Source organism: Bradyrhizobium lablabi (assembly GCF_001440475.1).
GTDB lineage: Bacteria > Pseudomonadota > Alphaproteobacteria > Rhizobiales > Xanthobacteraceae > Bradyrhizobium > Bradyrhizobium lablabi.
This window is the reverse complement of record NZ_LLYB01000081.1, coordinates 343-21758: the sequence shown is the minus strand read 5'-3', so window position 1 is coordinate 21758 and position 21416 is coordinate 343. Positions and strand designations below refer to the sequence as shown.

General features: G+C 62.8%; 19 protein-coding genes. 4 read left to right on the top strand and 15 right to left on the bottom strand.

Annotation, left to right across the window (positions count from 1 at the left end):
* Window positions 1-230: 230 nt before the first annotated feature.
* From CQ14_RS21025 to CQ14_RS21000, 6 genes are all read right to left on the bottom strand, one after another.
* Complete coding sequence (locus tag CQ14_RS21025) at window positions 231-1160, bottom strand: polyphosphate kinase 2 family protein (protein WP_057859745.1); 930 nt, start codon at window positions 1158-1160, stop codon at window positions 231-233.
* Complete coding sequence (locus CQ14_RS21020) at window positions 1157-2137, bottom strand: branched-chain amino acid ABC transporter permease (protein ID WP_057859744.1); 981 nt, start codon at window positions 2135-2137, stop codon at window positions 1157-1159. Before CQ14_RS21020 ends, CQ14_RS21025 begins: the two co-directional genes overlap by 4 nt.
* A complete protein-coding gene (locus tag CQ14_RS21015; protein ID WP_057859743.1) occupies window positions 2134-3015 on the bottom strand; it encodes a branched-chain amino acid ABC transporter permease in 882 nt (293 codons plus the stop codon). Before CQ14_RS21015 ends, CQ14_RS21020 begins: the two co-directional genes overlap by 4 nt.
* 65 nt (window positions 3016-3080) lie before the next feature.
* Window positions 3081-3785: an ABC transporter ATP-binding protein gene (locus CQ14_RS21010; RefSeq protein ID WP_057859742.1), complete on the bottom strand. Its 705-nt coding sequence runs from the start codon at window positions 3783-3785 to the stop codon at window positions 3081-3083.
* Between the two features lie 3 nt (window positions 3786-3788).
* Complete coding sequence (locus CQ14_RS21005; RefSeq protein WP_057859741.1) at window positions 3789-4556, bottom strand: ABC transporter ATP-binding protein; 768 nt, start codon at window positions 4554-4556, stop codon at window positions 3789-3791.
* 33 nt (window positions 4557-4589) lie between these two features.
* Entirely contained in the window at window positions 4590-5900 is a 1311-nt protein-coding gene (locus CQ14_RS21000; RefSeq protein ID WP_057859740.1) for an ABC transporter substrate-binding protein, read from the bottom strand.
* Between the two features lie 279 nt (window positions 5901-6179).
* Here CQ14_RS21000 and CQ14_RS20995 point away from each other — a divergent pair, with 279 nt between their 5' ends.
* A complete protein-coding gene (locus CQ14_RS20995) occupies window positions 6180-6986 on the top strand; it encodes a FadR/GntR family transcriptional regulator (RefSeq protein WP_199805581.1) in 807 nt (268 codons plus the stop codon).
* Between the two features lie 28 nt (window positions 6987-7014).
* On the opposite strand, the gene CQ14_RS20990 is transcribed toward CQ14_RS20995, so the two are convergent.
* Window positions 7015-7725 (bottom strand): hypothetical protein, encoded by a 711-nt coding sequence (locus CQ14_RS20990; RefSeq protein ID WP_057859738.1) that lies wholly within the window; start codon window positions 7723-7725, stop codon window positions 7015-7017.
* Window positions 7726-7751: 26 nt separating this feature from the next.
* Window positions 7752-8780 (bottom strand): ABC transporter substrate-binding protein, encoded by a 1029-nt coding sequence (locus CQ14_RS20985; protein WP_057860009.1) that lies wholly within the window; start codon window positions 8778-8780, stop codon window positions 7752-7754.
* 136 nt (window positions 8781-8916) lie between these two features.
* On the opposite strand from CQ14_RS20985, the gene CQ14_RS20980 reads away from it, so the two are divergent.
* Window positions 8917-9366 carry a cupin domain-containing protein gene (locus CQ14_RS20980; RefSeq protein WP_057859737.1) on the top strand — a complete coding sequence of 150 codons (450 nt, stop codon included), beginning with the start codon at window positions 8917-8919 and terminating at the stop codon, window positions 9364-9366.
* A gap of 201 nt (window positions 9367-9567) precedes the next feature.
* Here the strand turns inward: CQ14_RS20980 and CQ14_RS20975 are convergent, their stop codons facing one another.
* From CQ14_RS20975 to CQ14_RS20950, 5 genes are all read right to left on the bottom strand, one after another.
* The gene (locus CQ14_RS20975) at window positions 9568-10518 is read right to left on the bottom strand and encodes a phosphotransferase family protein (protein WP_057859736.1); all 951 of its coding nucleotides are present in this window, start codon (window positions 10516-10518) and stop codon (window positions 9568-9570) included.
* Window positions 10519-10657: 139 nt separating this feature from the next.
* On the bottom strand, window positions 10658-11446 hold the full coding sequence (locus CQ14_RS20970; RefSeq protein WP_057859735.1) for an ABC transporter permease: 789 nt from the start codon (window positions 11444-11446) through the stop codon (window positions 10658-10660).
* The gene (locus CQ14_RS20965; protein WP_057859734.1) at window positions 11446-12273 is read right to left on the bottom strand and encodes an ABC transporter ATP-binding protein; all 828 of its coding nucleotides are present in this window, start codon (window positions 12271-12273) and stop codon (window positions 11446-11448) included. Before CQ14_RS20965 ends, CQ14_RS20970 begins: the two co-directional genes overlap by 1 nt.
* A 1017-nt stretch (window positions 12274-13290) precedes the next feature.
* Window positions 13291-14235, bottom strand: a complete 945-nt coding sequence (locus CQ14_RS20955) for a TorF family putative porin (RefSeq protein ID WP_057859732.1) — start codon at window positions 14233-14235, stop codon at window positions 13291-13293.
* A gap of 2 nt (window positions 14236-14237) precedes the next feature.
* The gene (locus tag CQ14_RS20950) at window positions 14238-14921 is read right to left on the bottom strand and encodes a VIT1/CCC1 transporter family protein (RefSeq protein WP_082649970.1); all 684 of its coding nucleotides are present in this window, start codon (window positions 14919-14921) and stop codon (window positions 14238-14240) included.
* A 258-nt stretch (window positions 14922-15179) separates the two neighbouring features.
* Here CQ14_RS20950 and CQ14_RS20945 point away from each other — a divergent pair, with 258 nt between their 5' ends.
* Together CQ14_RS20945 and CQ14_RS20940 are read left to right on the top strand one after the other, a co-directional pair.
* Window positions 15180-15968: an ATP-binding cassette domain-containing protein gene (locus CQ14_RS20945; RefSeq protein WP_057859730.1), complete on the top strand. Its 789-nt coding sequence runs from the start codon at window positions 15180-15182 to the stop codon at window positions 15966-15968.
* Window positions 15965-17524: a glycine betaine ABC transporter substrate-binding protein gene (locus CQ14_RS20940; RefSeq protein ID WP_057859729.1), complete on the top strand. Its 1560-nt coding sequence runs from the start codon at window positions 15965-15967 to the stop codon at window positions 17522-17524. Before CQ14_RS20945 ends, CQ14_RS20940 begins: the two co-directional genes overlap by 4 nt.
* A gap of 78 nt (window positions 17525-17602) precedes the next feature.
* On the opposite strand, the gene CQ14_RS20935 is transcribed toward CQ14_RS20940, so the two are convergent.
* On the bottom strand, window positions 17603-19270 hold the full coding sequence (locus CQ14_RS20935; protein ID WP_347337151.1) for a sulfatase-like hydrolase/transferase: 1668 nt from the start codon (window positions 19268-19270) through the stop codon (window positions 17603-17605).
* A gap of 89 nt (window positions 19271-19359) precedes the next feature.
* A complete protein-coding gene (locus CQ14_RS20930; RefSeq protein ID WP_057859728.1) occupies window positions 19360-21069 on the bottom strand; it encodes a sulfatase-like hydrolase/transferase in 1710 nt (569 codons plus the stop codon).
* Window positions 21070-21416 lie beyond the last annotated feature (347 nt).

The following is a 21416-nucleotide window of genomic DNA, read 5'->3' as shown; positions in this document are numbered from 1 at the left end:
GGTTTGTCGCATGACCAATCCCGAACCCAATTGGTTAATAATTCGTTTACAACGCCCCTGTTTGGTTAATATTTGTTTACGATGCCGGCTTGCCGCCTGGCTGCCGCCTTCTGAAGAAGCCGGCCGATCCAGAAACTCGTCGGGTTCTGTAGGATGGGTAGAGCGAAGCGAAACCCATCGCTCTCCCCCATCGGGATTGGGATGATGGGTTTCGCTTCGCTCTACCCATCCTACTTCTTCGTCCCTTTTCCGCCCTTCTCTTCCGCCAGCAGCGCCTCGCGCACCCTGGCGAATTCGCTTCGGTCGGCCTTGTCGACTTTCGGGAAATGCAGATCGAGTTCGTCCAGTGCTGAAACGATCGCCGAGCCGATCACGACGCGGGCGAACCATTTGTGGTCGGCGGGGACCACGATCCAGGGCGCGGCCTTGGTCGCGGTGTGGTGGATCATGTCCTGATAGGCGGCCTGGTATTTCGCCCATAGCGCGCGCTCGCCGATATCGGCCATCGAGAACTTCCAGTTCTTGGCGGGATCCTCCAGCCGCTCCAGAAAGCGCTCGCGCTGCTCTTCCTTCGACACGTTGAGGAAGAATTTCAGGATCACGGTGCCGTTGCGCGCGAGGTAGCGCTCCATCGCGGAGATGTCCTCGAAGCGCTCCGTCCAGATGTCCCTGGTGACCAGCTGCGGCGGGATCTTCTGCTTCGCAAGAATCTCCGGGTGCACCCTCACCACCAGGCATTCCTCATAATAGGAACGGTTGAAGATGCCGATCCGGCCGCGCTCGGGCAGCGCGATCATGCTGCGCCAGAGAAAATCGTGGTCGAGCTCTTTCGTCGAAGGCTGCTTGAACGCGGTGACCTCGCAGCCTTGCGGGTTGACGCCCTCGAACACGCTCTTGATCGCAGAGTCCTTGCCGGCCGCGTCCATGCCCTGGAAGATCAGCAGCAGCGACCAGCGGTCTTGTGCATAAAGTCTTTCCTGAAAATCGTTGAGCCGCTTGCGGTTGGCTTCGATGATCCTGGTCGCGCTCTCCTTGTCGAGCCCGCCCTTCTCATTGGTCTTGTGCGATTTCAGGTGAAATTCGCCCTCACCGTCGTAGCGGAACGGGGCGACATAGGACTTCAGGTCATCGGCCAGCGACTTCGACGGTTTCTTGTTCATTTCATCCCGGAGGGCTTCGGTTGCGTCTTCAATCGGTCGAGGATGCTACCAAGAATGCCCTTGGGCAGGAAGATGATGAAGATGACGAGCAGAAGGCCATAGACGAGGTTGTCCCAGCCCACCGCCTTGGTGCCGAAGCCGATGCGCAGCACTTCCGCGAGCAGGATGGTGATGACGGCGCCGACAGTCGGGCCGAGCGAGACATAGAGCCCGCCGACGATGACGGCGAACACCATCTGCAACGACACCGCGATGCCGCTCACCGTGTCGGGCGAGATGAACATCTGGTACTGGCAGTAGAGCGCGCCGGCGAGCGCGGTCATCAGCGCCGAGATCAGCGTGATCTTGAGCTTTTCGGCCGTCACGTTGACGCCGGCCGCAGCCGCGGCGTCCTCGTCTTCCGAGATCGCCTCCATGGCGTAGCGGCTCATGCTGCGATCGACCCAGCGCCAGATCAACAAACCAAGCACCCAGATGCCGAGCGCAATCAGGTACCACGTCGTCTTGTCGTCGAACTGCAGCGCCATCAGCCCCTTGCCACTGGGTGCGCGGTTCGGCGTGTAGCCGAGCGAGCCGCCGGTGTAATCGCGCGTGGCGGTGATGACCTGCAGCACGATGCCTGACAGCGCCAGCGTCACCAGCACGAAATAATGCCCGGTGATGCGGAAGCGAAAGCAGGGATAGGCGACGACCAGCGCCAACATCCCCGCCGCCACCATGCTGACGGGAATGCCGATCCATGGCGACACGCCGAGATGGTTCCACAACAGCGCGGTGACATAGGCGCCGACACCCATGAAGCCGCCATGGCCGAGCGACACCAGCCCGAAGCGGCCCATGATCGACCATGCGGTATAGGCAAACGACCAGATCAGGATCAGCACGAGGATGTGCAGATGATAGGGCTCGCGATAGACAAAGGGCAGCGCGACCAGCCCGACGAGTCCTGTGGCCCAGGCAGCGTTACGGAAATTCACGAGCGCCTCGCCAAAAGGCCCGCGGGCCGGATGAACATCATGACGATGAAGAAGGCGAACGCCAGCACGTAGCCCCATTCGAGGTCCGAGAACAGGCCGCCCAGCGAAATGATCTGGGCGAACACGAAGGCCGCGAGGAAGCCGCCGACGAAATTGCCCAGGCCGCCGAGCACGCAGATCAGGAAGGTGATCGGCCCGAATGACAGCCCGACAAAGGGATGGACGTCATACTGCAGCACCAGAAGACAGGCCGCGAGGCCGGCCAGCGCGCCGCCGAGCGCCGAGGTGATGAGATAGATGCGCCTGGTATCCACCCCCATCAGCGACATGATCTGGCGGTCCTGCGAGATCGCGCGGATCGCGGTGCCGGTATAGGTGCGCGTCATGAAGAAATAGACCGCCAGCATACCCAGCAAGGCGGCGACGAAAGCGAGCAGCCGCGAATAGCTGAAATGCATGTCGCCGATCGCCAGCACCGGCAGGCGGATGCCGAGATTGCGGAAGTCGATGCCGAAGGCGACGGTGGCAAAGCTCTGCAGGATGAACAGCACGCCGCCGGTCGCGAGCAACTGGTTGATCGGCGGCGCGGTCAATAGCGGCTCGATGACGATGTAATGCAGGAGCGCGCCGAGCGCCGCCACCAGCATGATCGCGATCGGCGCCGCCACCCAGTACGGCAGGCCGAACACCTGCACCATGTAGTACATGCCGTACATGCCGATCATGACCAGCTCGGCGTAGCAGATCCAGGTGACGTCGATGACGCCGAAGATCAGGTTGAGCCCGAGCGCGAGCAGCGCCAGCACGCCGCCGAGCAGGATGCCGTTGACCACGGCCTCGAGCAGATAGATGTCGAAGATATCGAGGAACCCTTGCATCGCTTGCCCTATTTTTTGAGCATGATCTCTTCGAAAAACCGGTTTCCACTTTTTCGGATCATGCTCTAGACCCCGAGATATGCCTGCTTGATGGTGTCGGTCTTCATCATCTCTTCCGACGTGCCCGATGCGCGGATGCTGCCGGCTTCGAGCAGATAGGCGCGGTCGACCACCTTCAGCACCTGCTGCACGTTCTGCTCGACGATCAGCACCGTGAGCCCGCTGGCGCGGATGCGCTTCACCAGTTCGAACACCTGCTGCACCACGACCGGCGCCAGCCCCGCCGACGGCTCGTCGAGCAGGAGCAATTTCGGGTCCGACATCAGCGCGCGGCCGATCGCGCACATCTGCTGCTCGCCGCCGGACATGGTGCCGGCCATCTGGCTGCGCCGTTCCTTCATGCGCGGAAACAGATCGAACACGAATTCGAGACGCTCGGCATATTTGGCCCGTGCGCCGGGCATGTAGGCGCCCATCTTCAGATTGTCGTCGACGGTGAGCCGCGGAAACAGCCGGCGGTTCTCCGGCACATGGGCGATGCCGAGATCGACGATGCGATGCGCCGGCGTCGCCAGCACGTCGTGGCCTTCCATCGTGATGCTGCCCCTGACGGGGCGGATCAGGCCGGAGATCACGCGCATCAGCGTGGTCTTGCCGGCGCCGTTGGGACCGATGACACCGACCGCCTCGCCCGCCTTGACGTCGAGATTGATGCCGAACAATGCCTGGAAGGTGCCGTAACCCGCATCGAGCGATTTCAGTTCGAGCATCCGTCAGACTCCCGCCTTCCGGCGCGCTTCCGCCGCCGCAGCCTGGCTCGAATCCGCGTCCGTGCCGAGATAGACCTCGATCACGCGCGGATCGCTCGCCACCGCGCTCGGCAAGCCTTCCGAAATCTTCTCGCCGTGATCCAGCACCATCACGCGGTCGACCACCCGCATCAACACGCCCATGATGTGCTCGACCCAGATGATGGTGATGCCGAGCTCGTCGCGGATCTTGCGCAGCATGTCGGCGGCCTGATCCATCTCGTGCTCGTCGAGCCCGCCGAGGCTTTCGTCGGCGAGCAAAAGTTTCGGCCCGGTGGCGAGCGCTTTCGCCAGTTCGAGCTTTTTCAGCCCGGCAGCGCCCAAGCCATCGACGCTGGCGTGACGGTCCGTGGGCAGGCCGACCATGGCAAGCGCGCGCTCGGCGGCTTCATCCGCCCTGGCGCGGCTATGGCGGCCCTGGCCGTAATAGCCGGCGAGCGCAACATTCTCGAAAATGCTGAGCCGGTGAAACGGCCGTGGAATCTGGAAAGTGCGGCCAATGCCGCCATTGATGATGCGGTGCGGCGCGTGGCCTGCGATCTCCGCGCCGTTGAACAGGATCGATCCCGCCGTCGGAATCAGCGTGCCCGACAGCATGTTGAAGATCGTACTCTTGCCGGAACCGTTCGGGCCGATCAGGCCGAGAATCTCGCCCTGCTCGACCCGGAACGACACGTTGTTCACAGCGGTGAAGCCACCGAAACGCTTCACCAACCCTTCTACCGTCAGCACGCCAGAACCTCCGCTTAGCCGTTTGCCTGGCTCTTACTGGTTGCTGAACGTCGTTCCCTTCGGCAGCGGCAGCACGGCCTCGCGCTGCGCCTGGCTCTTCGGCCACACCACGTATGACTTGTCGTCGACATACTGGATGACCACCGGGAACGAGCGTTCGTTCTGGCCGGCCATCTGGGTGCCCTCGCCGTGGAACTTGACGCCGAAGCCCAGCATGGTGCCGCCTTCCGGAATATCGGTCTCGAGGGCTGCCTTGCGCAGCGCATCGGGATCGACGCCACCATATTTCTTGATGGCGCGCGGCAGCACCTCGGTCAGGAACAGATAGGTGTTGGATGCGGCCATGCCGACATGGGCAGAGCGGATCGCAACGCCCGGCTTGGCCTTGTCGAACTCCTCGCCGACCATCTTGATGACCGGCGGCAGTTTCGAATCCATGCTCTTCTGGTTGGCGAGCCAGATCGAGATCGGATCGGTGTTGAAGACATAATTGACATCGGCGCCGAGACCTTCCTTCAGCTTCTCGTAGACGCCATAGCCCGCGCCGTGACCGACCAGCGCCGCAAACTTCAGGCCCTGCTCGCGCGCCTGGCGACCGAACAAGGTGATGTCCGGATTATAGCCGGTGTGGAAGACCACGTCGGGCCGCGCGCGCTTCAGCTTGGTGACGAGCGCGGAGAGATCCGGCGCGGTGGCGGAATAGCCTTCCTTCAGCACGATGTTGAAGCCGGCCTTCTTGGCACCGGCCTCGTTGCCCTTGGAGACGTCGACGCCATAGGCGCCGTCCTCATGGATGATGGCAACGCGCAGATCCTTCGGCTCCTTGCCGAGCTTCTCCTTGGAATTCTGCGCGATGAAATCCATCGTCATCATGCCGAACTGATCGCCGGAAGCTTGCGGACGGAACACGTATTTGAAGTTCTTGTCAGCCAGCACCGCGGAGGAGATGCAGGTGGTGATCCACATGAAATTCTTGAGCTGCTCGACGCGCGCAGCCACCGGCACGCATTGCGCCGAGGAGAAGAAGCCGAGCAGCATGTTGACCTTCTCCTGCTCGATCAGCCGCACCGCCTCGTTGATGGCGACATCAGGCTTGCTCTGGGCGTCGGCGTAGACGGCTTCGACCTTGTAACCCTCGACGCCGGTCTTGGCGTACTGGTCGAGCATGATCTTGGCGCCGATATATTGCAGCTCCGAACCGCCGCCCGCGAGCGGTCCGGTCAGGTCGTAAATCACGCCGATCTTGATTTTCTTTTCCTGGGCTTGGGCGGTAACCGCCATCCCCAGCACCGCGATTGCGGCGGACAGCCCAACGAACAGGCGTGCAGCTTTGCGCCCCGGCATCAAACCCTCCCTGGATGGTGCAATGCACCTTTTGTTTTTTATCGTTTTATTTTTTGTCGTTGTTATTCTCATCACACGGGCAGCGCCGTGCGATGTCAAGCCGAATAACCGAGGCCACACTGTCGCGGCGCCTCGGCACCCAAAAGTAGCAATCTCCCGTCCGAACGATGCACGAGTGTTCCTCGCAAACATCGGATGTTAAACATCGGATGATTGCGTATCACAGCAGGCGCGTGTTAGGCAATCGCGAATTCCCGTGAGAGATCAGGAGCAGAAGGGGTGGCCAAGCCAAGGACCGCCGACAGGCGCATCAAGCCAAGGCGCATTCGCAGCGTACTGACGACGCTCGGCCGCGAAATCGCGCAGGATCTCATTCCGGTCGGCACCGCGCTTCCACCCGAGCCCGATCTCGAAGCCCGTTTCGGCGTCGGACGCGGCGTGGTGCGGGAAGCCGTCAAGACGCTCGCCGCCAAGGGAATGGTCAGCGTCCGTCCGCGCCACGGCACCCATGTGCTGCCGCGCGCCGAATGGAGCCTGCTCGACCGCGACGTGCTGAGCTGGCTGGTCGGCCAGAAGGAGCCGGACCGCGATCTCCTGCTCGCCATCCAGGAAGTCCGCTCGATCATCGAGCCGGCGGCCGCAGCGCTCGCCGCCGAGCGCGCCACCAGGAACGACCGCTGGCGGATCAATACCGCACTGGCCGCGATGGAGACCGCGCAGGACGAGGCGAGCGCCATCACGGCGGACAAGGCGTTCCATCTTGCGATCCTCGACGCCACGCACAACCCGGTGCTGCAGGGCTTTCGCGGCGCCATCGACACAATCCTGAACACGGTCTTCGACGTCGCGGTCGGCAGCGTCGGCTGGTTCAAGGACAACCTGCCCAATCATGCCGCCGCCGCGCGCGCGATCGAGAGCGGCGACGCCGACAAGGCGCGGATCGCGATGGAACGGGTGCTTGATTATACGAAGCTGAAACTGTCGAACCGGCGGACGACGATCGCCGCCGCCGAGCGACGGTCGGCCACGGGTACGTCAACGAAGCGAGCTGTCGTCAAGAAGACGAACATCAAGAGAAAGAAGTAGGCCGATCGCGCGCGCCCGTAAGCCGAAGTCAGGCTGCGAACTGCGCTTCGAGAAAGGCCGTGACAAAGCGCGGCATGGCGGGGTTAAGATCGCGCGGGCTGCGCACGAGGTGAATGGCGGATAGCTCCGGTTGATCCTGCGCGGCGAGACCTCGCTCGATCCGCTCGCGCACCGCATCGCCAGCCATGTTGACGGTCAACACGCGGATCATGGCGAGCGCCGGCCCGGTGTAGACGCAGTGCCAGTGCAGCTCGCTATCGTATTCGCCGGGCGCGAGGCCGGTCTCTTCCTCCAGCTCGCGCGCGACGCTGCCGGAGATATCTACCGCGCCGTCCCTGATATCGTCGAGGTCAGGCGTCCCCGATGGAAAATAGATGCGCCCGGCATTGGACGTGTGCTGGCCCATCTCGCCGAGCACGAAGGCGCCGTCGGCACAGCGCACGGCGCCCATGCCGAAACCGTTGAAGACGGATGGATCGGGAAAGCCCCAGTCGCGCCACGCCAGAAAACTTGCGAAGTCAGTCTCGAAATAGCTGGCGCTGAGACGGTCGCCGGCAAACACCGGATTGCGCCCCAACAGGACGCGGCCGTTCCACATCGCCGGCTTTTCGCGCTGCTTGTCGGCGAAGTGCGCCGATATCTCCGCGCGACGCGCTTCGGCAAACGGCCACGTCCACGCCTCGACGACAAGATCGAGCGCGCGGACGCGATGAATGACCGGAACTCTCGCGCCACTCATCGCTTCGCTCCGCCCGCTATCTGCACTTACTTCGCACTGGAGCCGGTGGTTTTCTTGACCTGCTCGACATATTTGTTGGTCCAGGTCTTGGTGACATCGATATTGGCCTTGGCCACCTCGGGCGAGCCCTCGCTGAACACCGCGAGCACCGCGTCCGCACCCTTCGGGTCCATCAATCCGGTCTGCGAATACATCGGGATCGTGTTCTTCAGCGCGGCGAGATAGAGCTCCTTGTTCTTGCCGACGATTTCCTCGGGCATCTTCGCCATGATCTCTTCGGCCGAGTGCGAATGAATCCAGGCGAGCGTGTTGACCATCGCGGTCGTCAGCGCCTGCACTTCCTTTTCGTGCGACTTGATCCACGCCGTGGTGGTGTAGAGCGCCCCGCCCGGATATTCGCCGCCGAACAGCGCCAGTGTGTCCTTCTGCGTGCGGGTGTCGGCCAGTATCTTCAAATCCGGATAGCTGCCCTGCAAAACGGTGACGGAGGGATCGAGCATCACCGCCGCGTCAATCTGTCCCTGCTGCATTGCCGCCACGGCGGTCGCGCCCAGGCCGACGCCGATCACCGCGGCGCTGGTCGGATCGAGGCCGTTCTTCTTCAACAGGTACTTCAGGAAGAAATCGGTCGAGGAGCCCGGCGCACTGACGCCGACCTTCTTGCCGGCCAGATCCTTGACCGACTTGATCTCGTTCGTGCGCGAGGGCGAGACCACCAGCACCAGGCCGGGATAGCGGTCGTAGATCACGAAGGACTGCAGTTCCTGCTTCTTGGCAGCGAGATTGACGCAGTGGTCGAAATAGCCCGACACCACGTCGGCGCTGCCGCCGAGCACGGCTTTCAGCGCATCCGAACCGCCCTTGAGGTCGACCAGTTCGACGGCCAGCCCGGCCTTTTCATATTCGCCGAGCTGCTTGGCCAGCACGGTCGGCAGATAGCACAGGCAGGCGCCGCCGCCGACCGCGACCGTGACCTTGCTTTGCGCTGCGGCAAGGCCGGTCGTGAGTGTCAGCGCCAGCAGCGAGGCGGCCAGCCGGCCGAGCAGTTTCTTCATGATTTCCTCCATTCGTTGCGCGGCAAGATAAAGCAGCACACCCGCCTTGAGAAGGCGACTTTCCGACCGCTGGTCAGGCGTGGGGCGCCGGATTAGCATCCGTTCCACAATAACCGCAACAGGGGAGGACTATCCAATGAACCGCATCGCCACCGTCTTATCGCTCGCCGCCGCCTTCGCCGCCGGCTGCAGCGTCACCCATCTGCTGCGTCCGGCAATCGCCGCCGAGAACATCACCGCGCAGGTCATCCACACCGGCGAGCTCGAAGGCGACGCGCTCGGCATGGCCTCGGGCACCGGCATGCGCTCGAAGATGTTCGTGTCGGCCGACGGCATGACGATCTCGATCCAGGACGGCAATGTCGGCAAGCACATGCATCCCAACACCAACGAGATCCAGTACATCCTCGACGGCACCGGCACGATCTGGCTGGGCGACAAGGAAGTGCGGGTCAAGCCGGGCGACCTCGTGGTGATCCCCAAAGGCACCGCGCATGGCGGCACCAAGCCCGACGGTCGCACGCTGAAGGCGATTGCGATCAAGACGCCGCCGCAGGCGCCGGACGATACGAAGATGCTGAATTGAGGGCGCCAGCTCTCTCCACGTCATTGCGAGCGAAGCGAAGCAATCCATTCTTTCTTTCCGCGGCGAAATGGATTGCTTCGTCGCTGCGCTCCTCGCAATGACGGCAGAATCGCAGGGTGGGCAAAGGCGCATCGCCCGTGCCCACCATCCATCCGCATCGCCTGACGGTGGGCACGCTTCGCTTTGCCCACCCTACGATTTCTACGCTGCGCTGCAGGCCTCCAATTCCAGGGCCAACTCGTCGAGCCGCTCCTTCTTGCCGATCTGGGCCATCCAGCACCACAGCTCAAGCACGAAATACAGGTGATAAACATCGAGCGTCTCGGACCAATGTCCTCGATCCAACACTCCATATCCGTCAAGCAGCGCGTGCGTGCACGCCTCGTCCAGGTAATAAAGCGCCTTGGCGACGTCCATCAGCGGATCGCCGGCCAGCGCGCCCTCAAAGTCCACAACGCCCGTGAGGCGCAGCCCTTCGTTTCCAATCGTCGCCAGCAGATTGCCAGCATGCAGGTCATTGTGACACAGCACGGCTTGTGAGCAGTCCTTGAACAGGTGAGCGCGCTCCGCGACGTGCCCCGCAATCCGTTGCGCAAGCTCGGCGCTGCCACCGCGCTCGGCGAATTCCGCGAGCTTCCGTGGAAACTGATGGGTCAGGTAATCGTGATTGCTCGAATGCGCCGTCCAGATGCCGGTTGGACCGATATAGCCGAAGGCTTCCATCGGAATGTGGTGAAACTCGCGGAGCAATCGGCCGATTTGGGCGTAAGCTGAAGCGAGTTGTTCCGGCGTCAGGTCTTCCTCCAGCTGGCCCAGTCTCGAACCGTCGAGCATGGTCATCAGAATGAAGTTGAGCGGGAGCAGCCTCTTCGAATCGTCCGCAAGCAAAATATCCGGCGCAGGCACGCTGAGACGGCCCTGGATCAGGCCAGTGACGGTCACCTCCTTTTGCATCTTCCAGCGCAGATCGTCGGGATAGACCTTCAGGACGAGCGGCCGATGCGCAGGGTCCGTGAAAGCGATCTCGTGGATGGCCGCGATCTCGCCTCCGTAGAGCCGGGAGACCGTTGCAACGGTGCGGTCGGAGACGACCTGCTCCACAATGGACTGCGCGATCGATATGGACACTTGCAGGTCAGGCTTGAGTTCCATCCCCAGTTCGCTCCGTTCCCGGCAGTCACGCCTCAGAAATGGCTCTCTCCCCGTCATTGCGAGCGAAGCGAAGCAATCCATCTTTCTTTCCGCGGAGAAATGGATTGCTTCGCTTCGCTCGCAATGACGGCGGAGAGACCTACCCCCTGCCCTCCGCCGCCGCCGGCCGCCACACCAGCAGCCGCCGTTCGACCACCGTCACGCCCATGTCGATCAGGATGACGAAGACGGACAGCACGAACATGCCGGCGAACACGGCGGCGACGTCGAAGACGCCTTCGGCCTGCTGGATCAGGTAGCCGAGGCCTGCCGCCGATCCCAGATATTCGCCGACGACGGCGCCGACCACGGCAAAGCCGACCGCCGTATGCAGCGACGAGAACATCCACGACAGCGCCGACGGCCAGTAGACGTGGCGCGTCAATTGCCGCTCGTTCATGCCGAGCATGCGACCGTTATCAAGTACCGTGTTCGAGACTTCCTTGACGCCCTGATAGACATTGAAGAACACGATGAAGAACACCAGCGTTACGCCGAGCGCGACCTTGGACCAGATGCCGAGCCCCAACCACAACGCGAAGATCGGCGCCAGCACCACGCGCGGCAGCGCGTTGATCATCTTGACATAGGGATCGAACACCGCGGCGACGAGCGGCTTGCGCGCGAACCAGAATCCGACCAGTACGCCACCTACCGAGCCGATCACGAAGGCGAGGACGGATTCCCATAATGTGATGATCAGGTGCTTCCAGATCACGCCCGACGAAAACCATTTGTAGACCTGGCTGAAGACATCGATCGGGTTGGAGAAGAAGAACGGCGGCAACAGAATGCGGCCGAACAGCGGGACAGTGGTGAGGACGTGCCACATCGCCAGCGCAACGACCGCGACCAGCAATTGCAGCGACAACAGCGTCAGACGCGACATCAGCTTGCCTCCGCCGCTTGCGTCGACTGTACATAACCCTTCATTACTTCGTCCTTCAGCACGCTCCAGATTTCGCGGTGCAGTTCGTGAAATTGTTTTTCCATCCGCACTTCCGAGATGTCGCGCGGGCGCGGCAGCGTCACTCGCCAGTCGCCGATGATCCGCGCCGAGGGACCTGCCGACATGATCACGACGCGGTCGGCGAGCGCGATCGCCTCTTCGAGATCGTGGGTGACGAACAGTACGGCCTTGCGGTCGGCGTTCCACAATTCTAGCAGCAGATTGCCCATGATCTGCCGGGTCTGCGCATCCAGCGGGCCGAACGGCTCGTCCATCAGGAGGATTTTCGGATCGCGGATCAGCACCTGCGCCAGGCCGACGCGCTTGCGCTGGCCGCCCGACAGCATGTGCGGATAGCGGTTGGCGAAGGCGCCAAGCCCCACCGAGGTGAGCCAGCCCTGCGCCCGCTGCAGCGCCTGTTGGCGCGGCGCGCCCTTGATCTCGAGTCCGATCGCGACGTTGTCGAGCGCGGTCTTCCACGGAAACAGCGCATCGGCCTGAAAGAGATAGCCGGCATCGCGGTTGAGGCCGGCGAGCGGCTGGCCGAAGATCTTCACCGATCCCGCCGCAGGCTTCAGCAGCCCGGCGGCGACATTGAGCAGCGTCGATTTACCGCATCCGGTCGGCCCGACGATGGCGACGAATTCGCCATGGGCCACGTTCAGGTTGGCGCGTTCCACCGCCGTATAGACACGGTCCCCGGCCACGCGAAACGCCACCGTCGCATCGTCGAGCGCGACCGCCGTTGGCTGTGCGGTATCCGCCATGTTTTCTCCCCAAGGTTTGGAGGGATGCCTTAGCGGGTACGACAGACAAGTTCAACGCGGTCCCGTGGCAGCCTTCCGCTAAGCTACCAGTAATTGAGGTGAAGCCCTGTTGCGATAAAGCGACATTCCTGAAAACGGTTCTTGCCCCTCCGGATGCGTGCGGACGGCGTGCCAGACTCGTGCTATCTTGAGGTGCTTTCCCTAGCGACTACTATCGTGTCGGCAGTTTCGGTGAGGGACAGATGACAGAGAACGATACGACGGATCGGCCACCTTCCCTGTTATCGCGCTTCCTAACCCAGTTATCGCGCTTCCTAAGTGCACTTAGCGCAATTTTCGGCGGTGCGACGTTTGCCGGCAGAGGCNTTTCTGTTAGCCGTAGCACTCGGCTGGGTTATCGAACTCCTGTATGCGCTCANCCGCCGAATCTGACCTGCGGTCCGGTCTCCGCACGTTCTCTTTGCTCTGGTTTGCATCAGCAGCAGCGTTCTTCGCCGGCACGACCGGAGGCTTTTTGTTCGGCGTGCCGAAATTCATATCGAACCCAACCATGACGCCGAGCCCGCCGATCGCCAATCGATACAAGATCAACACGAATCTGGAGGAAATATCCGATTGGCTTACCAAGATAATTCTCGGCCTCGGTCTTGTGCATATGGAAAATGTCATCCGGTTTGTTGACACGCTAGGCAACGAGGCAGCCAAAGCGATTGGTCCGGCTCAGGGCGCCAAACTTATTGCCATATCGGCGATGGCTTATGGCTTCGTCTGCGGCTTCATCGTCATTTACATTTGGACTCGCACCAACCTCAAGCTAAGGCTTGAGCAGTTCGAGCGCGAATTGCCGGACGCTTGACGAACGCCACCGTGGCATTTCGGACGCCGCCATTGCGGCTGTGCGGTATCCGCCATGTTTTCCTCCCAGGATTTGGAGAGATGCCTTTAGCGGTTACCAGGGATAAGTTCAACGCGGCGTCATGACGTGAGGGAAACCGGGACCACAAATGTGTCGATCATCTAGAACGCAAACCAGGCCTTGGCGACGAACGTCGCGCCGCACCAGTTCGAGATGAGGCCGGCCGGGTTGGTAACGGGATCGACACGGCCGCCCGGCCGCGCGTTTGGATCGCCGGTGAAGATGAAGCAGTTCTCTTTCGACAGATTGGTGTCGTAATAGCGCAGATCGAGGTTGAAGGCCTTGTGAGTGAAGGTCACGCCCGCCTGCCAATTGAGATAGGCGGGTAGCGGGAAGCCGCCGAGGGCCAGCGCCTGATTGCCGAACCAGGAATAGCCGGCCGCGGTGGTGAAGGATACGCCAAGGTTCGGCGGGAGCAGACGGCCCGGCACGTCGTAGCCCACACCGGCCGCGACGTATTGGCTCCAGGCGCCGGTGTTTGAGACATTTGGCGAATAGGCGTAGCCGGCGGCGACGCGGACCTGCTCGCCGATTTTTCGGTCGCCACGGAAAACCGCCTCCCAATAATTGATGCCGCCGGTCTCACCAGGAAGCCGCTCGCCGGGATAGGCGAAATAGGTGACACCGAAATCGAAATCGATCGTTGCAATCGTCGGGCGGATGCCGGCCGCATAAGTGAACTCCGCGAGCGGCTGGGTCGGCAGCTTGACGGTGGCCACCGTGGTGCCGGCGTAGAGAGCGCCAAACCGCGCTTCAACGGCGGCCCCGGCCGCGCGCCCGTGATCGGACAGCGTGGTGCCGCGATAGATGTAGTCGGATGCAGCCCCCACGCGGGCGCTGAATTCGAGCTCATTGGCAGGCGTTGTGCGGTTAGGATCGGAGGCGGACCAGCCGCGATTGCCAAGGCCGATCGCACCGCCCGGGCTGACCTCGGAGGTTTGCGCGCGCGCCATGCCGCCGGTCATCGGCGCCAGCGACAGGGCAACGAACGCGGCAATCGAGCTGCCGCTGACGTGCCAGACTCTTGCGGCGCCTCGCTGTCGCACGACTATCCTCCAAGGGCTACCGTGATGCCGACCAGCGCACTGCCAACGGCCACCATCGAAAGACCGGCGGCCCAGGGGTTGATTCCGCTACGCAGTCCGAATGCGTAACCACAGCAAAGCAGCATCGCGAGGGCGACGGCGTTGGAGACGCGCAACGCCAATTTGGCGTCGCTGATGAAGATGAAGGGAATAACGACCGGGAAAGTCGCAAGGAAACTCAATAAGCAAAGCCCCAGCGCTCCGGTCCAGTCGCGCCCGGTCAGCTTAGGACGCTCGGGCTCAGGCGACTGCAGCACCTTTTGCCGCATCAACTCCAGTTGCTCCGCAGGCAAGACCGACGCCAGTTCCGGCGGCAGCGCGTCGGCGATGACGCGTTGTGCGGTCTTTGCATCCGGGGCCTGCCGTATGGCGCGCAGGGTCAGGTTCTTGCCGCCCCGCTCATTGATGCGCGCCAGCAAATAAAGGCCGCCGTCAACGATGCCCCAGGCCAGGTTGCAGCCGAGCGCACCGATCAGCATCGTTTGAATCCTGATGTTGCCGGAGGTCGCGATACCGAGGCTGCAGATGAAGGTGAGTGCCATGATCAGGCCGAACAAGGTCTCCGAGATCCGTTCCATCGGATCCAGCACACGACCAAAAGGAGTATCTGAGACCTCTGACATCGAATCAAACGCCCGTTCGCTCAATCATCAGGGCTGATTTGCCGACTATCCTGGCCGGGGATGATGTGTAGGTTATCGCCGGAAGTCAAAGCCATTCATCGCGGGGTGAACCGCAAGGTTTGGCGTAAGAGACCCTCTGGATGGACTCGCTTCCGGCGCTCCCGTCGGCATAAAAGATCCGCGTGCGGCTCACGGCCGGCCATTTATCGGCTATCACTGTAGCCGTTGGGAATCGCCCAAGGAATCGCCTGAGGAAACGCTCAAGGGTTGGGACCGCACCGAATGCCGACCACGCCACTGATCGCCTACGCGCGTGTCGCCAAGACGTTTGACGATGGCCGCGTTTTGGCTGTCGACGATGTCTCGCTCGACGTTGCCGAGGGCGAATTCCTCGCCATTGTCGGCGGCTCCGGCTCGGGCAAGACCACGCTGTTGCGGCTCGCCAACCGGCTGATCGAGGCGGACACCGGCACCATCACGGTCGAAGGCGAGGACGTGCGGAACGTCGATCCGATCCTGCTGCGGCGGCGGATCGGCTATGTGTTTCAGAGCGGCGGCCTGTTTCCGCATCTCACCGTCGCCGGCAATATCGGCATCACGCCGAAACTAACAGGCACGCCGCCTGAGGAAATTTCCGCGCGGGTGGATGAGCTGCTCGACCTCGTGCGGCTCGATCGTGCGCCATATCGCGACCGCCTGCCGCACGAACTTTCCGGCGGCCAGCGCCAGCGCGTCGGCGTGGCGCGGGCGCTCGCCGCAAGGCCGCGCATCGTGCTGATGGACGAGCCGTTCGGCGCGCTCGACCCCTTAACCCGCGATGCGCTTGGCGACGATTATCGCGAACTCCACAAGAAACTCGGCCTGACCACGGTCATGATCACCCATGACATGACGGAAGCGATCCTGCTTGCCGATCGCATTGCCGTCATGCGTGGCGGAAAACTGCTGGCTCAGGGCACGCCGACGGAACTGTCCTCCTCCGACGACGCTTACGTCGGCGAACTCCTGCGCACGCCACGGCGGCAGGCCGAGCGATTGGGCGTGCTGCTGCCGCAGGATGGTGCGGCATGAACATGTCAGCCGATCCACGCCTGGCGGAAGCATGGGGCCACCTGCCCGACTATCTCGGCAGCCATGTCCGCGTCAGCCTCGCCGCACTGGCTCTGGGCCTGCTCGTCAGCCTGCCGCTCGCGATCCTTGCGCGCCACCGGCCGGTGCTGCGCGGGGCACTGCTCGGGCTGGCCAGCATCGTGCAGACGGTGCCCGGGCTGGCGCTGTTGGCGCTGTTCTATCCGCTGCTGCTGGCGCTCGCGGCACTGTCGCTGTCGTGGTTCGGGGTCAGTTTTTCCGCCTTCGGATTTTTGCCCGCCGTGCTGGCGCTGGCGCTCTATTCGATGCTGCCGGTGCTGCGCAACACCATCACTGGCCTGCAGGGCGTCGACGCCGCGATTCTCGAAGCAGCCCAGGGCGTCGGCATGACGCCGCGGCAATCGTTGTTCACGGTCGAACTGCCGCTGGCGCTGCCGGTGATGATGGCAGGCATTCGCACGGCCGCAGTCTGGGTGATCGGCACCGCGACGCTGTCGACGCCGATCGGCCAGACCAGCTTCGGCAATTACATTTTTGCGGGGTTGCAGACCCAGAACTGGGTGTTCGTGCTGTTCGGCTGCGTGGCCGCCGCGGTGCTGGCGCTGGCGGTGGATCAATTGCTGGCGTTGATCGAGAGCGGCCTTCGCAACCGCAGCCGTCTGCGGGCGATTCTTGGCGGCGCGGGAATCGCGGCGCTGGTCGTCGCCACGCTGGCGCCGGCGATGACGCGACCGCAAACCAGCTACGTCATCGGCGCCAAGACCTTTACCGAGCAATATGTTCTCTCCGCCTTGATCGGACAGCGGCTGAAGGCTGCCGGGCATTCCGCGACGACGCGCGAAGGACTCGGCTCCAACGTGATCTTCGAGGCGCTGAAGGCTGGCGATATCGATGTCTATGTCGATTATTCAGGCACGCTGTGGGCCAACCAGTTCCAGCGCAACGATATCAGGCCGCGCCAGGAGCTGCTGGCCGAACTGAAGACGATGCTGGCAAAGCAGAACATTACGCTGCTGGGCGAACTCGGCTTCGAGAACGCCTATGCGCTGGTGATGCCGCGCCAGCGCGCCGAACAGCTCGGCATCCGCACCATCAACGATCTCGTCGCGCGCGCCCCCAACATGACGATCGCCGGCGACTATGAATTCTTCTCGCGCCCCGAATGGACGGCTCTGCGCAAGGCTTACGGCCTGTCATTTCGCGGGCAACGGCAGATGCAGCCGGACTTCATGTATGCGGCGGTCGCCTCCGGCGAAGTCGACGTCATCGCCGGCTACACCAGCGACGGGCTGATCGCGAAATACGACCTGGTCACGCTCGGCGACGTCAGGCATGCGATCCCGCCCTACGACGCCATCGTGCTGCTGGCGCCGAAGCGCGCCGATGACGACGGCTTGCAGAAAGCGCTCGCGCCGCTGCTCGGCAAGATCGACATCGCCACCATGCGCGAGGCGAATTTGCGCGCCGCCGGCAACGATGCGGCGAGTTCACCGGATGCGGTGGCGCAATGGCTGTGGGAGAAGGTCGGGAAGAAGTGAGGTTGCCGCGGGCCCTCCCCGTCATTGCCGTCGTAGCGTGGGCAAAGCGAAGCGTGCCCACCCTTCTATTCGCGAACGTCACAGCCCCTTGATCAGCCCCGCGTCGATCAGCATCCGGTTGAACCTCCGCGCCTCCGCACCTTTCTTGCAGGCGTAGAACGTTCCCTTGCAGCGGAGCATGATGCTCTTCTGCTCGGCAAACGTCGGATCGAGCGGGATGCCGGCGGCTTCCTGCAGCACGAGGGGAATGTAGGCCGCGTCCAGGGTTTCGAGCGCGGACGACAGGTTGGCGGGGGAATAGTTGATGCCGTCGATGGCATAATAAGTGGAGAAATAACGCGGGTCGGTGGCCATCAGGCGCTTCGCCAGCGATTTGCGATCGATCCCCGGCTCGAGCATTTTCTGCGAGATCGCCGGCTGGTGATCGCCGAAGCGCAGCACGAGGAACGACTCGTCCGGATAGTCGCGCTTCAGCCGCTCGGTGAACTCGCGATAGTCGTGTGCCGTCATGATCTGGCGGCGGATGTACTCGTCGACCTCGTCGGTGTTGCCCGGCGGCGTCCAGCCCGCAGGCGTCAGATCGGGCCGATAAACGCTCCACCAGGGAAAATGATTGGCCGTGAGGTAGACGAACATGAAGACCGGCGACTGCTGCGGTTGCTCGCGCGCGAACACCTTCAATGCCTGATCGAAATAAAACTTGTCCGGCTGCATGTCCTCATTCACGCCCATCTCGGCCATGTCGATGAACTGGTCGATGCCGGTTCCCTTCTGGAAGGCGCGCGCGCTGAGGAAGTCGCCATAGGTCGGATAGAGCGAGACGGTCTTGTAGCCGCAGCGCTGCAGGGCCTGCGGCAGTCCGCGCGTCACGCGACCGGCGGTGATGCGTGTGACGTAGAATTTCAGATCGCCGAACGAGCGCGCCGACAGGCCGGTCAGCACGTTATACTCGGTGTACCATGTCGGGCCGCCGGTCGATTCCGCGATCATGGTCCGCTGCTTGCCGTCGATGGACTTGAAGTAGTCGGAATATCCCGCCGGCACCTTGATATCAGGCGCCGAGGTGACGTCGAAGCTCGACTCGTCAAGCAGCATAATGATGTGCGGCCGCTTGGTCGTGGCGTCGCAGGCCTCGTCTGACGGCAGCGCGGGCAGGCCGGCTGCGCGCGCGTCCCGCGCAAGGCTGAGGCGGTTCGCGGGCGGATCGGCCTCGATCCATCCTGTCGACGCCAGCCGCGACACCGCCACCACACCCGAGCGCGCCAGATTGGAGATATGATTGACGCCCTGGAACGGCTCCCATGCCAGCTCGGGCGATGCGACGGCCATCGTCGCGATCAATGCGGCTGACGCAGCCACTCCCGTCAGCGCAAAGCGGCGGCGCACGCGGAACGGATCGAAACGCCAGATCAGCCACAACAGCGGAACAGCAACGCCGCCCGCCACGATCAACTGCATCTGCAGCTTCGGGAACACCGAGAGCAGGAACGAAAACGTATCGCGGTCGATGATCAGGAAGTCGAGGAACGTCAGCGTTAACTGCAGAATTCCGAATTTGAAGTGCGACAGCGTGATGAGGACCACGATGAAGGCCAGTGCAATCGCCGCACAGACGCCGGGCCGCTGCAGCACGACCAGCAGGAAGCAATTCACGAAGACCCATGCCAGCACCGACAGCATGATCGCAAATGGTCCGTATTCGGTGGTCAGGAGGACCGCGAGCCCCGCCAGGTGGATGGCCGCCACCAGACCCGCCAGAGCAAAGAACCGGACGCCGCGCGTTTCGGCGCGTGAGCCTTCGCTCCTTCCGGGTCCCGCAACGGCCGACATGTTCTCTAAAGCCCTTTTATAAATCCCGCCTCGATCAGTAACCGATTGAACCTGCGCGCTTCGGCGCCGTCCTTGCAGGCGTAGAATACACCCTTGCAACGGAGCATGATGTTCTTCTGTTCCTCGAACGACGGGTCGAGCGGAATGCCGGCGGCCTCCTGGATCACCAGCGGCAGATAGGGCGCGTCGATCGTGTCCATCACCGCGGAACTCTTCACCGGTTCGAAATTGATGGCGTCGATTGCGTAGTAGGTGGTGAAGTAGCGCGGGTCGTAGGTGTCGAACTTGCGGACGAGCTTGGCTTCATCGAGACCGGGGTCCAGCAGGTTCGAGGAAAACTCCGGCTGGTGGTCGCCGTAACGCACGATCAGGAACGGCTGCGCCGGAAACTTCTTCTTCAGGCTGGCGACGAAGCCCGCGTAATCGTTGGCGCTCATGGTCTGGCGGCGCAGATATTCGTCGACCACGGGCTCGTTGCCCGGTTTGCGCCAGGACGGCAGCAGGTCGGGGCGGAATTTGGTTTCCCAGGGGAAATGATTGGCGGCAAGGTAGACGAAGGTGAACAGCGGCGTGTTGGCCGGCTGCTCGGCGATCAGCCTCACCGCCTTGTCGTAGAAGAAGCTGTCCGGCTCGATGCCCTTCGCGCCGAGGTCGCGCGCATCATAGAAATGCTGGATGCCGGTGGAGGTCTGGAAGCCGCGCGCGCCCATGAAGGCGCCATAGGCGGGATAGAGCGAGAGGGTGCTGTAGCCGCAGCGGCGCAGCGCCAGCGGCAGTCCGCGCTCCACCCTTCCCGACGCGATGCGGGTGACGAAATAGGAGAAGCGGCCGAACGAGCGCGACGACAGGCCGGCCAGCACGTTGTATTCGGCCATCCAGCTTGCTCCGCCGCTGCTCTCGGCCATGAACTTGCGCTCGCGGCCGTCGAACGACTTGAAGTGGCTGCCATAGCCCGGCGGCACCTTGACGCCATTGGCCTGACGGATGTCGAAGCTCGACTCGTCATGGATCATGATGATGTGCGGGCGGCGGCCGGCGGCACCGCAGGAATCCTCCAGCGGCACCTTCAACCGCTCAGCGACCACCGCGTCCGATTCCATGAAGCCGTATTTGGCGAAGTCGGAAACCGCCGTCACGCCCGAGCGGGCGAATTTGGAGAGATAGCCGTCGTCGTAATAGCCGCGCCAGGCCTCATCGGGCCAGGCGGCGGAATAGCCGGTCAGCGCGGCGAGACAGGCCAGGAGGCCGGCGGCCGCCGGCAGGCGGCGGATGCGGAACGGATCGAGCCACCACAGCGCATACATCAGCGGCAGGATGACGAGGGATGCGCCGACCACGCTCCAGCGCAGGTTCGGGAAGATCGTGAACAGGTAGGCCGCGGTGTCGCGGTCGATCACCATCAGGTCGACGAAGTTCGCGGTCATCTGCACGACGTCGTGCTTCAGCCGCGACAGCAGCACCAGCACGACGACCAGCGTCAGCGACAAGGCGCCCGACAGCGCCGGACGCCGCAGCAGCGCAATGAAGAAGAAGTTCAGAATTCCCCAGGCCAGTGCAAAGCCCAGGCGGCCGCCGAAATCGGCTTCGGTGTGCAGCAGGATCGCCAGCGCGGCCATGTGCGGTGCAGCAACGGCCGAAAGGCGCCAGAAGCCGATCGCGGCAAGGCCGGCGGCAAGTGTGGTGGCGGAAGGCCCTGAATTTGGCGCGGGCGCCATCTGAGATACGCAACATGACCCCGGCGCAATGCAAAGCCTTGGCTGGCGACGGGCCAGGAGGCGCACGACCCAGCCGGAACCCGCGCCGTGTCATAAAAACGTAGTGGAATCGTCATGAACGCGCAATGAATTTGCCCCCGATGGACTACGCAGTGGTGAATACGGAGAGGTAGTCATTCCGAGCGCTAAGCGAACCCGGAATGACGGGATGCGTCAGGGCCGCTTGGCAATGCCCTCGATGAAGAGATCGAGGATCGCCTCGGCGGTCCGTTCGGCCTCGGCGGCGCCGACGCCCCAGCGCGGAAAATGGCCGTCGATATTCATCCGGGCAAAGCCATAGACCAGCG